The following is a 13751-nucleotide window of genomic DNA, read 5'->3' as shown; positions in this document are numbered from 1 at the left end:
GGCTCTCCTCGGCGCGGCCGGCCGGAGGTGCACCGGCCGCGCCTGCTCGGGGTGTGCGGGGCGTTCGGGGTCGTCTTCGCGGTCGTCGGAGCGTGCGGGGTGTTCGGGCTTACGGGCAGGACAGGTAGCTGCGGTCGAAGTCCTTCCTCAGCTGCGCCGTCTTCGCGGCGCGGGCGGCGTCGTAGCTGCCGACGTCGGCCGTCGTGACGACGAAGGACCCGGAGTCGATCACCACACCGGGCGTGCGCATGGTGCAGCCGCCGGCGAGCTTCATCAGGGCGTAGGAGCCGACATAGGCCTGGCCGACCGGGTTCTGCACCACGGACGCGGTGACCGAGCCGTCCTTGATGTCGGCCAGGATCGTGGGGTCGTCGTCGATCGCGACGACCTTGATCGGCAGGCCCGCCTTCTTCACGGCCGCCGCCGAGGCCACCGCGGGGTTGTAGGCGGTGTTGACGATGCCGTTGATCGCCGAGCCCTTGGCCGCCAGCAGGTCGGCGACGGCTTTCTGGGCGGTCTGCAGGTCGGTGTCGATGTCGGTGACGGTCTGCAGCAGCGTCACCTTCCCGCCGGTCTCGGCGACGGCCTTGGCCACGCCTGCCTCCCGGCGGGAGGTGTTGGAATCCGTCTTGTTCCCGGTGAGGTGGACGAGCCGGCCATGGCCGCCCATGGAGGTGATGGCCGCTTTGGTGGCCTTGTAGGCGGCCTGCTCGACGTCGGTGGACAGGCAGAAGTCCGCCGCGTCGGTGCTGCCGGCCGGGCACGAGCCGAGGGACGCCACGTGGAAGCCCTGCCGTTCGAGGTCCCCGAAGGTCGAGTTGATGTTGTCGGGCGACACGCCGAACACCCCGAAGGCGTTGTACCCGTGGGCGGCAAGCGACTTGAGCACCGAGTTCTGCGTGGTCTGGTCCCAGGCGGACGTCTCGTTGAAGGTGACCTGGCCGAGCGAGAAGTCCTTCCTGGCCTGCTGGATGGTGCTCTTCCAGGGCTGGAAGTAAGGGTGCGGGCCGCCTGGGACCAGGGCGACGTTGACCTTGCCCGGCGACAGGCCGTGCCCGGCGCCGTCGCCGTTGTCCGCCTTCTTCGCACATCCGGTCAGGGCGACCGCGAGGGCGATCAGGCCGGCCGACGCGCTGAGGCATCGGCGAGTGAGGGGGGAGCGCATGACGTACCTCTCTGTAAGCCCGGAGGACGCGCGACGTACCGCGGACTCCTTGCTGCGGTGCGTGGGATCGCCGGCCCGTTGGCGGTGGGGGGCGACCGAGAATGGCGCACAACATAATTCGTCATACGAATGCAGTCAAGGGAATGCGTCGACTATGCTCCACGGTCAGAACCCAGCGCGAGAACGGACGCCATGAGCCCTGTTCCACCCCCCGCGGCCGGCGGTACGGACGGCCCCGCACCCGCATCCGGCCCCGCGTCCGGCAGTACGGACGGCCCCGCAGACGAGCACGGCACCGTGCTGCGGCCATGGCCTCGCCGTCCCAAGCGGCTTGCCACCGCGGTCGTCGAGGACCTCATCGACCGCATCGTCGGCGGAGACCTGCCCGAGGGCGGCCCGCTGCCCATCGAGCCGGTGCTGTGCGAGCTGTTCGGCGTCAGCCGTACGGTGATCCGCGAGGCGGTGAAGTCACTGGAGGCGATGCGGCTGGTGACGGCGCAGCAAGGACAGGGCACCCGGATTCGCCGTTCCGACGAGTGGGACCTGCTCAATCCGGTGGTGCTCGCCGCCAGCGTCCGCCACGACGCGGAACTGGCGATCCTGGAGGACATGGTCGCGACGCGCCGCGCCCTGGAGGCCCAGATGGCCTCGCGGGCGGCCGCCCGCTCGGCACCCGAGGACCTGCAACGCATCACCGCGGCCTTCGAGTTGCTGGTGGCCGAGGAGAACGATCCGGCCCGCTACCTGCGCGCGGACCTCGAGTTCCACGACGCGATCATGGTGGCGTCGGGCAACCGCCTCGGCCGGGCGGTGGTGCGCACGATCAACGCCGAGGCGTACCGGAGCCTGCGCTACATCGGGGACACCTCGGTCAAGGACTGCCAGGACTCCACCGCCGAACACCGGCTCATCCACGATCGGGTGCGGGCCGGGGACGCCGAGGGCGCCGCGCGGGCGATGGACGACCACATCCAGCGGTCCTGGCTGCACCGGCGGCCGCCTCGGCCGGAGCGGCCGGAGCGCTGACCTCGCGTCCTGAGTGACCGTCAGCCGGCCCCGCCCGGCCCGGCCCGTCGGGTGGGTGCCGGTGGTGGGCCCGTATCGCCGCGCGGTTGCCGCACGTTCGCCGTACCCTTCGCCGCACGTTCGCCACATCTTCGCCGCACGTCGAGGGCCGCGCGCCGGCCGCCGCGGTGAACCGGTGCGGTACGACCTCTTGCGCCGGCGGCCCGGCGAGGACATCCTCTGCATCGTATTTCGTCATACGAATGCTCAGCAGGACGTCCACCGGAAGGACCTGCCCCATGGCTGACATGTCCCGACGCAGCGCGCTGAAGGCCGGAGCGGCGGGAGCGGCACTCCTGTGGGGTGGCCGGCTGTTCACCGCCGCTCCCGCGACCGCCGCCACCCCGGCAACCGCCTCGCTCGTCACCCCCGATGCCGCGAGCCTCCTGCGGTACACGGCGCCGGCCACCGAAAGCGCGATACTCCAGCAGGGCCTCGCCGTCGGGAACGGCCGCATCGGCGCCCTGACCACCTGCGGGCCGGCGAGCGAGGCGCTCTACCTCAACGACGGGTCGTTCTGGAACGGCACCGCCAACGCCACGCTGCAGTCCGACGGCCAGTTCCCTTACGACAACACCGAGTTCGGCCACACCGGCCTCATGGGCAAGGTGTACGTCGCGGTTCCGGCGCACCAGTCCGCCACCGGCTACACCCGCCAACTCGACATGGCCAACGGCATCGTCTCCGCGAGCTACACCGTCGACGGTGTCACCTACCGCCGCGAGATCGTCGCCAGCGCGCCGGGCGAGGTCATCGCGGTCCGGCTGACCCAGTCCGGCGGCGGCACGTACACCGGAACGATCACGCTCGCCGGGCTGAACGCGGAGCAGCCGACGGCCGATTCCGCGACGAACACCGCCGGTTTCGCCGCCGCGTCGGACAACGGACTGAAGTACGCCGTGGCGGCCTCGGCCACCGCTTCCGGGGGAACCGTCGGCGTCAGCGGCAGCACCGTCACCTTCACCGGGTGCAGCGACGTGCTGGTGGTCGTCACCGCGGGGACCGACTACTCGCCGACGGCGGCCGGGTACCAGGACACCTCGATCAACCCGGCCGCCGTCGCGGCGAGTCGCCTTGCCGCGGCCAAGAGCGCGGGAGCCGACCAGGTGCTCGCGGCGCACCTCGCCGACTACCAACCGCTGTACGGCGCCCAGAAGATCGACCTCGGCGCGTCCACGCCGGCGCAGCGGGGCATGGCCACCCCCGACCGGCTGGCCGCCCGCAGCGCCTCGGGTGCCGCGCCGGACCCCGAACTGGAAGCGTCCTACGTGCAGTTCGGCCGCTACCTGATGATCAGCGGATCGCGCCACGACCTGCCGATCAACCTGCAGGGCCTGTGGTTCGACGGCCCCAACCCGCCGTGGCAGGGCGACTACCACACCGACATCAACGTCCAGATGAACTACTGGCTCCCCGACCGGTGCGCCCTGCCCGCCTCGTTCGAGCCGTTCGCGGACTACTGCGTGTCGCAGCTTCCGGTGTGGACCGCCACGACGACGGCCGACTTCAACGACACGCGCAACCGCTACCGCAACACCAGCGGGAAGATCGCCGGTTGGGCGGTCGGCATCTCCACCAACATCAACGGCGGTTCGGGGTGGAACTGGCATCCGGCGGGCAACGCCTGGCTGTGCACCACCCTGTTCGACCACTACCAGTACACCCAGGACGCCGCCTATCTGGCGAAGATCTACCCCCTGCTGAAAGGGGCTTGCGAGTTCTGGCAGGCACGGCTGGTCACGATGGACGTCGGCGGGAGCCAGGTGCTCGTCGACGACTACGACTGGTCGCCGGAACACGGCCCGGACGGCACGGTTCGCGGCATCACCTACGCGCAGGAACTCGTCTGGCAGCTCTTCGAGGACTTCGGCGCGGCGGCCGCGGCCCTGCACCGCGACGCGTCCTTCGCCGGTGCGGTGGCCGACCTCCAGAGCAGGCTGTACCTCCCGGTGGTCAGCCCGACCACCGGCGACCTGGAGGAGTGGATGGACCCGGCCGACCTGGCCGACGATCCCCAGCACCGGCATCTGTCCCCCCTCATCGGGCTCTTCCCGGGCGACCGGATCGCGGTCGACTCCAGTCCGGCGGCCCTGCTCGCCGGCGCCAGGAGCCTGCTGACGCGTCGCGGCGACGGGTACTACGGCTGGGCCGAGGCCTGGCGGTCGGTCTGCTGGGCCCGGTTGAAGGACGCCGGCAAGGCGTACCAGTACTTCGCCAGCGTGATGAAGCTCAGCGTGAACAACAGCAACGGCACGGCGATCAACTTCTTCGACGTCTACACCGGGCTCTTCCAGATCGACGCCAACCTCGGCACGCCGGCGGCGGCGGTCGAGATGCTCGTGTACTCACGGCCCGGGGTGGTGGAGGTGCTTCCGGCCCTGCCCCCGGCCTGGGCCACGGGCTCCATCACCGGGGTGCGGGCCAGGGGCGGGCTGACCGTCGACCTCACCTGGTCCGGCGGGCAGGCCACGTCGGTCACGCTGCACGGCCCGGCGGGCGCCACGACGAGCCTGCGATTCGGTACCTGGACCCAGCACGTCACCATCCCGGCGAGCGGTGCGCTCACGGTCACCCCGGCGCGGCCCGCGACCGTCAGACTGGTCAACCGCCTGACGGGCATGGATCTTGAGGTGCCCGGCGGCTCCCGGCAGCAGGGCGTCCTGCTCGACCAGTGGCCGGACGCGGCCGGGTCGTCGAACCAGCAGTGGCGGATCGTGGACCGGGGCGCGGGGAAGGTCGCCCTGCGGAACGTCAACTCCGGGCTGCTGGCCAACGTCGGCGGCGGTTCGACGGCCGACGGCGCGACCCTCATCCAGTGGCCGTCGGGCAACAGCACCAACGAGGAGTGGACCATCGACCCGGTCGGCGGCGGCTTCGTGACCCTCACCTCGGTGCGCAGCGGCAAGGTCATCGGCGTGGCGGACGCCGCCACCTCCCAAGGCGCGACGCTGACGCAGCAGACGAACACCGGTGGCTACCACCAGAACTGGACGCTCATCGCGGTGTAGACGGCCCCCGCGGTGCGGCGCGGTTTGGCGGGAGTTTGGTGAGGTTCTGGAGGGCCCGCCGAAGGTGAGGAAGCACGTTCCGTTTCCCACTCCAGGAGGTCAGCGATGAAGAAGATCGTGATCCGCAAGGCCGGTCCCGTCCGTCTCACGACCGCGGGCTGCCACACCTACCCGACTGCCTGATCCAGGCCGAGGGTACGCCGCCGTCCAGCAGCCTGCTGCCGGGCGGCGGCGCGCGCCCCCCATCTGCCAGCGGGGCACATCGCCCCTGCGGACGGCCGCGGAGAAGCGAGGTCGAGCGGTGCCGGAACAGATCACCAGCAGTCAGGGCACGAGCAGTCAGGGCACGAGCAGTCAGGCGCCCGGCGGCCAGGCCGTCAGCAGCGAGGCCACCGGCGGTCAGGCCGTCGACCGCCAGGCCACCGGTCAGAGCACGCGGAAGCCGATCCTCTTCCACCCGCTGGTCTATCTCGAAGACGGCGACGGTGTGACGATCGGCCGGGCGGACATCGACTCGTACGCGATCTTCCCGCCGGACGGCGCCCAACTCGTGCGCTGGCTCGAAGGCGGCGCGACCGCCGACGAGGCCGCCCGCCGCTACCGCGACACCTACGGTGAGAGCGCGGACGTCGAGGACGTCCTGGCGGCGCTGGAGGAACTGGGCTTCACCAGGACCGTCGACGAGGAGCCCGCCGAGACGGCCCCGCTGCGGTGGCAGCGCCTGGGCCGGGCGACGTTCTCGCCGTACGCCTGGTTCTGCTACGCGGCACTGGCGGTGACCGCCGTGGTGCTGATGGCGCGTTCGCCCAGCCTGGTGCCGCGCTCGCACGACCTCGTCTTCAGCTCGTACTACTCCCTGGTGAACCTGACGCTGCTGGTCGCGGTCACCCCGCTGATCGCGCTGCACGAGATCTTCCACGCGCTGGCCGGCCGCCGGCTCGCCATCCGCTCACGGCTGTCGATGTCCTACCGCTTCTACTTCCTGGTGGTCGAGACCGCCCTCGACGGGCTGGTGGCGGTGCCCCGGCGCAAGCGGTACCTGCCGATCCTCGCGGGCATGCTCGCCGATGTCCTGGTGCTGTGCGCGCTGGTGGTCCTCGCCGACGTCCTCGGTGGGACGGGCAGCCACCCGTCCCTGGCCGGCCGGGTCTGCCTGGGCGTGGCCTTCGCCACCTTCACCCGCCTGCTCTGGCAGTTCTTCTTCTACCTGCGCACCGACATCTACGTCCTGATCACCACCATGCTCGGCAACGTGGACCTGCACGGCGTCGCCCTGCGGACCCTGCGCAACCGGGTCAACCGCCTCCTCGGCCGGCGCGACAAGATCACCGACCTGAGCACGGCGCATCCGGTGGACCTCAAGGCCGCCCGCTGGTACGCGTGGCTCGTGCTGGCCGGCTACACCATCAGCCTCAGCACCACGCTCTTCGCGCTGCTGCCGGTCTTCGTGCACATGTGCGTGAACTCCGTGGAGCGCTTCACCTCGGGCGGGGCGAGCGCCCTGCGGCTGCTGGACTCGGTGGTCTTCCTGGTCCTGCTGCTCACGCAGACGCTGCTCCCGCTGTGGATCGCCCTCAGGGACCGCGCCCGCCGCCGATCCGAAGCCGTCCACGTCGTCGCCTGACGGCCGCACGCCCGGAGCACAGCTCACCTCGTCGCTCGAAAGGCAGGCTCATGAGTAGCCACTACTGGATACAGGCGCCGTTGCGCGCCGACCGTGACCGGCTGATCAGGGGTCTGTCGCTGCCGCCCCTGCTCGCGACGGTCAGCGCGCACCGCCACCTGCGCGGACCCTACACGGCCGTCGGGACCCTCCTGCGGGCGATCGCCCCGGAGGCGCTGCGGCGCGACCCGGAACTCGCGCGGCGGCACCGCATCGAACTCCAGGAGACGACACCCGAACTGGCCGGCCTGGTACCGGCGATCCACCGGCCCCTGGAGGCGAGCGCCACCGGGCCGGTCGCGGTCAGCCGGTACCCCGCGCGACTGCACTCGCTGCGCATCTCGCACGGCCTGGTCGACTTCCTCGAAAGCCACCTCGGCGGCCCCGGCGGGGCCCCGCAGACGCTGGTGGTGCACGATGTCGAACACGCCGACGCCACCGACCAGGAGTTCCTGGCCGTGCTGCTGCGACGGGTCCCCGCCCGGCTGCTGACCGTCGTGGTCGCCACCGGCCCCGACACACCGCCGTCGCGGCCGGGCCCGATCTCCGAGGACCTGCCCCGGGCCCTGCTCGCCCACACCGAGCGGATCACCGCGCCCGGCCGGGTGCCGGAGCCCGCCGCGGCCCGACCGGCCGCCGCCGCCCCCACGCCGGACGAACTCGCCCGCGCCTACGCCGAGTCCGACGGCGTCGCGGACAACCCGGCGACGGTCGCGGCGTACGAAGCCCTGGACCCGGCAAGCCGCGTGGCGCTGCACGACGCCCGCGCCGCCGTACTGGCCCCCATGACCGAGGCCCAACCGTCCCTGCGGCTGGGCGCCTTGGCCTACCACCTGGAACGCGGCAGTGACCGCGGCACCGCCGGCGTCGAGGCGCTGCGCTGGGCGCAGACCCGCTGCAAGTACCTCGGTCTGTACGGGACCGCGGTGGAGTACGGCGAGCGCGGGCTGCTGCTGGTGGAGGCGGCGCAACAGCCCGACGCCTGGTGGGAGTTCACCCGGGACACCGCGGTCTCGCTCGCGGCGGCGGGCCGGGCCGAGGAGTCCGCGGCCCTCCAGGACGCCGCCCGGCGCACCAGCATCGACCCGGCCGTGCACATGAAACTCGCCTACGAGACCGGCATGCTCTACGCCCGCCACTTCAGCCCGGACAAGCGCGATCCGGGGCTGGCCAGGGCCTGGATCAACCAGGCGATCGCCATCGCCTCGGTGCTGGAGGACCCGCAGGAGCGTACGTTCTTCTCCGTCTTCAACCGCAACGGGCTCGCCCTCGTCGCCACCCGCACCGGCGGCACCGACGAGGCGCTGAAGCTGCTCGACGAGGGCATCGAGCGGCTGGACAGGGAACTCGGCCTCGGCGAGCGCAGCTGGCACCGGGTGGGGCTGCGCTACAACCGGGCCCAGGTCCACACGATGAGCGGCCGGCTGGAGGAGGCACTGGCGGACTACGCCATCGTGATGGCCATCGACGACGACTTCTCCGACCACTACTTCAACCGCGGCAACATCCTGCGCCGCCTGGGCCGCACCGAGGAGGCGCTCGCCGACTACGAGCACGCGCTGACGCTGGAACCGCCCTTCCCCGAGGCGCACTACAACTGCGGTGACGCCCGGCTGGAGCTCGGGGACATCGAGGGCGCGCTCGCCGAGTTCGACCGCACCCTGGTGCTGGACCCCGGCAACGTGGACGCGCTGCTGAACCGGGCGGGGGTGCACGCCGAACTCGGCGACCCGCAGGCCGCGCTGCGCGATGTCGCGGCGGGCCTCGACGTGGACCCCGGCAACGCCCATCTGCTCACGCTCAAGGGCCGGTTGCTGGCCGAGCAGGGCGAATCGGGACCCGCGCTCGACGCGCTCGGCGCGGCTCTGGAAAGCGCCCCCGACCTCGCCGAGGCGTGGGCGGTCAGGGCCGAGATCGCCTTCGGCGCGGGCGATCTGGACCGGGCGACGGCCGACTTCGACCGGGCGGTCGGAATCGGCGGCGGCGCCGCCATCCGCTACAACCGGGGCCTGGTGCACGAGGCGGCGGGCCGGTTCGCCGACGCCGTGAGCGACTTCGCGGCGGTGCTGGAGGAGACCGACGACGAGGAAGCCCGGGTCCACCACGCCTCGTGCCTGCGCGCCGAGCGGGCCGGGGTGTAGGCGGTGCCGCCGGGAGGGGACGCGGCGCTGACCGCGGTCTTCACCGAGAGCATGGCCCGGCTCGCGTCCGCGGTGGCCGTGGTCACCGTACGGCGGGCCGACGGCGCGCCGTGCGGGCTGCTGGTCTCCTCGGTCTGCTCCTACAGCGTGGCGCCGCCCTCCGTGCTGGTCGCCGTCGCCGAGTCCGCCCGCGCCTGCCCGGCGCTGGCGGTCGTCGGCGCGGCCTTCGGCGTCCATCTGCTGAGCGCCGCGGACCGCGCGACGGCCGAGCTCTTCGCCCGCCGGGGAGCGGACAAGTTCGCCCACACGCGGTGGAGTTGGGACGGGCCGGTGCCGCGTCTCGCGGACGTGCCGTCATATCTGCGGTGTGTGTCCACCGCGGTCCTCCACCACGGCGACCACGCCGTGGTGGTCGGCGAGGTGGTGCGCTGCGTGCCGGCCCCGGCGGAGGACGATCCCCTGGTCCACTACCGGCGGCGGTTCGGGTGGCGGCTGGCGGCGCCGGAGGACCAGGGGGGCGCCGCGAGGGCGGGGGAGGTCGCGGGGGAGCGGGACCAGGTGGCGGCGCCACGGTGACCGGGCCCCTGTCGTCGCGGATGTCTCCGTCCTCGTCCGCGTCTTCGTCGCCGCTCGCGCGCGGAGGCCCGCCCTTGCCCGGAGTTCCGCCCTCGCCCGGGTCCTCGTCCTCGTCCTCGTCCCCGTCCCCGTCCCCGTGCCGCGGTCCGTCAGCGGCAGTGCAGATGCCCGGTCCCGTAGGGCTCGCGTGCTTCCAGGGCGACGAGTTGGGCCGCTCTGAGCCCCGGGCCGGGTTCGATGCCGAGTTCCGCGATCATCATGCCGCGCACCCGGGCGTAGACCGTGAGCGCCTCGGCGCGGCGGCCGACCCGGCACAGCGCCCGGATCAACTGCTCGTGCAGCGACTCCCGCAGCGGATGGGCGGCGCACAACTCGTGCAGCTCACCGATGACATCGCTGATCTCGTGGCTCCTGCCCCGGCACAGCACCACGTCGATGCTGTCGCCGAGCGCCGAGAGGCGTTCCTCCTCCAACCGCACGGCGTAGGAGCCGAGTCGGCCGGAGTGCTCCAGGTCGGCGAACGGGTGCCCGCGCCAGAGTGCCAGCGCCTGGCGGAGCGCCTCGCCCGCCTGCCGACATCGTCCTTCGGCCAGGTGGCGGCGGCCGGCCGCGGTGAGGGTGCGGAACCGGTCGAGGTCGAGTTCGCCCGGTGCCACCCGCATCCGGTAGCCGTTCGCCTCGGTGCGCAGCACCGGATGGTGCCGCGGGTCGCGATGCGCGGCACCGTGCTCGGGGTCCAGGGCGCGGCGCAGTCCGGAGACGTACATCTGCAGGGTCGCGGCGGCGGCCTGCGGCGGGCGCGACCCCCACAGCCCCTCGATCAGCCGGTGGGTCGGGACGGGAGCGTTGGCGGACAGCAGCAACAGGGCCAGCAGGGCCCGCTGTTTGAGCGCGCTGGGGGTGCGGGGCAGGCCGTTCCGGAGCATCGTCACCGGTCCCAGCACGAAATAGCGTGGGCCTTCCGCTCTCGTTGCGGGGAGGATTCCGGGTGACGCTGGAGTGAGCTGACTGACCACGGCGGTCTCCGAATTCTACGAACCGGTCTGATCGTTGCGGCAGAGCTGATCCGATCGATATGCGCGCGCGGACGACGTGCGGAGAACATCCCTAGGCAAGGGCGGGAACCGAGGGGGCGACTTCTCGCCGATAAGGCGGGCCGGAGTTCATGTCACGGCCATGGGAGCCAATAGCCCGGGAAATCCGCCCCGCGGGCGCGGCCGGCGGGTGAAGGGCGGGCCGACGCAGCACGTGCGAAGCGGTGCGGTGCCACGGAGGAACGCACGGCGCGCACGGAACGATGTGCCGGCCACAGTGCCCTCCCTCGAAAGAGACGTTCCCCGTGTGAGCTGACGTGGATGGAACTCTTCCACATGCCAGCCATCGCACAAAGCTGGATTCAAGACAAAAGAAGATTTGCGCCATTCCTGATATTCGATCTTGGCGGAGCGCCAACTCCCCTCGTGGGCAGCCCATTTCGTGGCCCGGAAAATCCTCGGCGGCAATGGTCGGAGGTTCCGGATGCGCTGTCCGCTGTCTCGAAATACGGCAATCCGAGCGCCGGGCCGGTGACCGCCGGGCCGGCCTTCGAACGCCGGCTCGACCCGCGCGGGGGGCTCGTTCACCGCAGTGCGAGCAGCATTCCCACCGAGCCGACGACGAGCACCGCGTCGACGAGAAGCTCGAAGGTGCGTACGCGAAGCCGCCGCACGACCCACCTGCCGCACATGGCGCCGGTGAGCAGGGCCACCCCGATGACGAGGCCGCGGGCGACGACGGGCGGCGCGAGGACGCCGGCGGTGTCGAACGTCGCGAGCTTGCCCGCGTAGAGCAGCACCGCGCTCGCCGCCTCGGAACCCAGGAACGCGCCACCGGTCATCCCGTATCCGGTGAACACCGGCACGCTGAGCGGCCCGGTGGACAGGACCAGCCCGGTGAGGAAACCGACGAACGCCCCCGCGAGCGCCATGTGCCACAGCCGGACACGGACGCGTGAGCGCCGGATCAGGCGACGGATCGGGATCATCGCCAGGAAGAACCCGGCCAGGAAGACATCGACGGCGGCCGGGGGGATCGTCAGCAGGGTGTGGGCGCCGAGCACAGCGCCGGGCACGCCGGTCAGCGCGTACGCGAGCACCGGCCGCCAGCGGATCTCGCGCCACCAGGCGATCACCCGCCCGAGGTTGCCGAACACCGAGGCGATCGCCATCACCGGAACGGCGACCCGCGGCCCGTACAGCACGACGAGCACCGGCAGGAGGACCAGCGAGGAGCCGGTGCCGACGACGCCACCGAGCACACCGGCGGCGAGGGCGAGGCACGAGAGAAGGGACAGCGCGAGCATGCGGAAGGACCGTTTCTGTCCCGTCGCGGGCGCGAGCGGAACCGATCCTCCAGGCTTTTGTCCTTTGAGATGACCGCGCCCCGATCGGCGGCGCGCGGTGGCGCCGCTCGGACCAGCCGTGCCACCCGGCACCGGAACCCTAGGCGCTGTCGGGCACGATGCTAGCGCCATGACGGGAAAGGTGCACCGGTTCGCGGCGCCCGGCACGGCAGCTCGCTGCGTTGGCGGTGTACGGCGGCCAGGGACCCAGCTCGAAGACCGACGGCACGGTGAACCTCAACGTGGTGTCCGGCCACCTGAACAGCAACCCCAGCTGGTTCGAGTGCAGGATCGACAACGGCCCGTGGAACGGCGGCGGCCCGCACCCCAACCGCCCGGCGCGGCTCCGCGCCACCCGGTCGCGGACCGGTCCCGGTCAGGCCGACGTCTCTGGTGACCTGGTCAGGAGGAAGACGCGGATCGCGCGGTCGGGGGCCCGCGTGGCGTAGGCGTCGTACGCGGGCCAGTACGCCGCGACCTTCTCCCACGCGCTCCGGCGCTCCTCGCCGGTGAGCAGCCGCGCGGTCACCGCCGTCGTACGGCCGCGGGCGGTCACCTCCGCCCGCGGCTGGGCGAGCAGGTTCGCGGACCAGCCCGGGTGGCGGTCGCCGCCCCAGTTGGAGCCGACCACGACGAGGCCGCCGCCGTGGCGGACGTACAGCACGGGGACCTGCCGGGGCTGCCCGCTGTGCCGGCCGGTCGTCGTCAGCAGCAGGGTGGACAGACCCGCCGCCGCTCCCACTCCGACCCGGCCACGGCTCAGGGCCAGCAGAACGCGGTCGGCGGGGGCCAGGAAGCGACCCAGGGCCGCCCAGGCCCGCGTGGCGCCCGGCTTCATGAGCAGCTTCCGTATCTTCGGCACAGCGGAGGCTAACACGCGTCCGCGCGGCCCGAGTGCCGGTGCGGGAACCGTGTGCGCCGGCCGGCCGGCTTCGGCGCGCCACGGGAGAGGCCGGAGATATATTCCAGGCGGAGAACAGGAGAACAGCAGAACTCAGCGAGGCGGTCGCAGTGGCGCAGGACCGGAAGTCGGGGCGGGCGGGGCGGAGCGCGGTGCAGCAGGGCATCCGCGAGGCGCTCGCGGCCGGAGACATGGTGCCCGGCCAGCGGCTGGTGGAGCAGGAGTTGTCGGACGGGTTCGGCGTCACCCGCAGTTCGGTCCGCGAGGCTCTCCAGGAGCTGGCCGCCGAGGGGCTGGTGGAGCTGGTGCCGAACCGGGGCGCGCGGGTGCGCGTGGTGTCGGTCGAGGACGCCGTGCTGATCACGGAGTGCCGCGCGGCGCTCGAAGTCCTGTGCGCGCGGCGGGCGGCCGTCCACGCGACGGCCGAGGACCGCACGGCGCTCCTCGACGTCGGGGAGCGCATGCGCGCGGCCGTCGCCGAAGGAGATCTGGACACCTACTCCGCCCTCAACCGCCGCCTGCACGAGCGCGTGGCCGCCGCGAGCGGTCAGACGGTGGCCGAGTCGCTGCTCGACCGGCTCAGCGCCCAGATGGTGCGTCACCAGTTCCGCCTCGCCGCCCGCGCCGGCCGCCCCGCCAGGTCGCTGCCCCAGCATCTGGCGATCATCGACGCGGTCGTGGCCGGGGACCCGGACGCCGCGCAGGAGGCGACGCGGGCGCATCTCGACAGCGTGCTGGAGGAGTTGCGAGCGACCGCTGACGGTGCTGCCTCGTCCGTCGTCGGCTGAGACGGAGCTGAAACGGGGCTGAGGCGGGGGCGGGGGCCGGGGGCGGGGGCGCGCGTGGGGTGGG

10 protein-coding genes are annotated in these 13751 nt (G+C 72.3%); 6 read left to right on the top strand and 4 right to left on the bottom strand.

Translation table 11 applies throughout. The features are described from left to right. Positions 1 to 109 precede the first annotated feature (109 nt). Complete coding sequence (locus OG896_RS02230) at positions 110 to 1165, bottom strand: sugar ABC transporter substrate-binding protein (protein ID WP_329361854.1); 1056 nt, start codon at positions 1163 to 1165, stop codon at positions 110 to 112. A 192-nt stretch (positions 1166 to 1357) separates the two neighbouring features. Here OG896_RS02230 and OG896_RS02225 point away from each other — a divergent pair, with 192 nt between their 5' ends. The 5 genes from OG896_RS02225 (at position 1358) to OG896_RS02205 (ending at position 9618) form a co-directional block, all read left to right on the top strand. Continuing rightward, entirely contained in the window at positions 1358 to 2191 is an 834-nt protein-coding gene (locus OG896_RS02225; protein ID WP_329361853.1) for a FadR/GntR family transcriptional regulator, read from the top strand. Positions 2192 to 2469: 278 nt separating this feature from the next. Continuing rightward, positions 2470 to 5238 (top strand): glycosyl hydrolase family 95 catalytic domain-containing protein, encoded by a 2769-nt coding sequence (locus OG896_RS02220; protein WP_329361851.1) that lies wholly within the window; start codon positions 2470 to 2472, stop codon positions 5236 to 5238. Between the two features lie 301 nt (positions 5239 to 5539). Further along, positions 5540 to 6862 (top strand): hypothetical protein, encoded by a 1323-nt coding sequence (locus OG896_RS02215; RefSeq protein WP_329361849.1) that lies wholly within the window; start codon positions 5540 to 5542, stop codon positions 6860 to 6862. Between the two features lie 50 nt (positions 6863 to 6912). Further along, positions 6913 to 9042 (top strand): tetratricopeptide repeat protein, encoded by a 2130-nt coding sequence (locus OG896_RS02210; RefSeq protein ID WP_329361847.1) that lies wholly within the window; start codon positions 6913 to 6915, stop codon positions 9040 to 9042. Positions 9043 to 9045: 3 nt separating this feature from the next. Further along, positions 9046 to 9618, top strand: coding sequence for a flavin reductase family protein (locus tag OG896_RS02205; protein ID WP_329361845.1), 573 nt, complete (start codon positions 9046 to 9048; stop codon positions 9616 to 9618). A 149-nt stretch (positions 9619 to 9767) separates the two neighbouring features. Here OG896_RS02205 and OG896_RS02200 read toward each other — a convergent pair whose 3' ends face one another. From OG896_RS02200 to OG896_RS02190, 3 genes are all read right to left on the bottom strand, one after another. Beyond that, positions 9768 to 10544, bottom strand: coding sequence for an AfsR/SARP family transcriptional regulator (locus OG896_RS02200; protein ID WP_329373624.1), 777 nt, complete (start codon positions 10542 to 10544; stop codon positions 9768 to 9770). Between the two features lie 692 nt (positions 10545 to 11236). Further along, the gene (locus tag OG896_RS02195) at positions 11237 to 11959 is read right to left on the bottom strand and encodes a sulfite exporter TauE/SafE family protein (protein WP_329361843.1); all 723 of its coding nucleotides are present in this window, start codon (positions 11957 to 11959) and stop codon (positions 11237 to 11239) included. A 415-nt stretch (positions 11960 to 12374) separates the two neighbouring features. After that, positions 12375 to 12860 carry a nitroreductase family deazaflavin-dependent oxidoreductase gene (locus tag OG896_RS02190; RefSeq protein WP_329361841.1) on the bottom strand — a complete coding sequence of 162 codons (486 nt, stop codon included), beginning with the start codon at positions 12858 to 12860 and terminating at the stop codon, positions 12375 to 12377. 149 nt (positions 12861 to 13009) lie between these two features. On the opposite strand from OG896_RS02190, the gene OG896_RS02185 reads away from it, so the two are divergent. After that, complete coding sequence (locus OG896_RS02185) at positions 13010 to 13687, top strand: GntR family transcriptional regulator (RefSeq protein WP_329361839.1); 678 nt, start codon at positions 13010 to 13012, stop codon at positions 13685 to 13687. Positions 13688 to 13751: the final 64 nt, after the last annotated feature.

The organism is Streptomyces sp. NBC_00669 (assembly GCF_036226785.1).
Classification (GTDB): Bacteria; Actinomycetota; Actinomycetes; order Streptomycetales; family Streptomycetaceae; genus Actinacidiphila.
Note: the sequence above shows the minus strand (reverse complement) of the source record. Positions and strands in the feature narration are given on the sequence as shown.

Coding starts and splice junctions, on each gene's coding strand:
- OG896_RS02230 (WP_329361854.1), bottom strand. CDS start 1,165: ATGCGCTCCCCCCTCACTCGCCGATGCCTCAGCGCGTCGGCCGGCCTG.
- OG896_RS02225 (WP_329361853.1), top strand. CDS start 1,358: ATGAGCCCTGTTCCACCCCCCGCGGCCGGCGGTACGGACGGCCCCGCA.
- OG896_RS02220 (WP_329361851.1), top strand. CDS start 2,470: ATGGCTGACATGTCCCGACGCAGCGCGCTGAAGGCCGGAGCGGCGGGA.
- OG896_RS02210 (WP_329361847.1), top strand. CDS start 6,913: ATGAGTAGCCACTACTGGATACAGGCGCCGTTGCGCGCCGACCGTGAC.
- OG896_RS02200 (WP_329373624.1), bottom strand. CDS start 10,544: ATGCTCCGGAACGGCCTGCCCCGCACCCCCAGCGCGCTCAAACAGCGG.
- OG896_RS02195 (WP_329361843.1), bottom strand. CDS start 11,959: ATGCTCGCGCTGTCCCTTCTCTCGTGCCTCGCCCTCGCCGCCGGTGTG.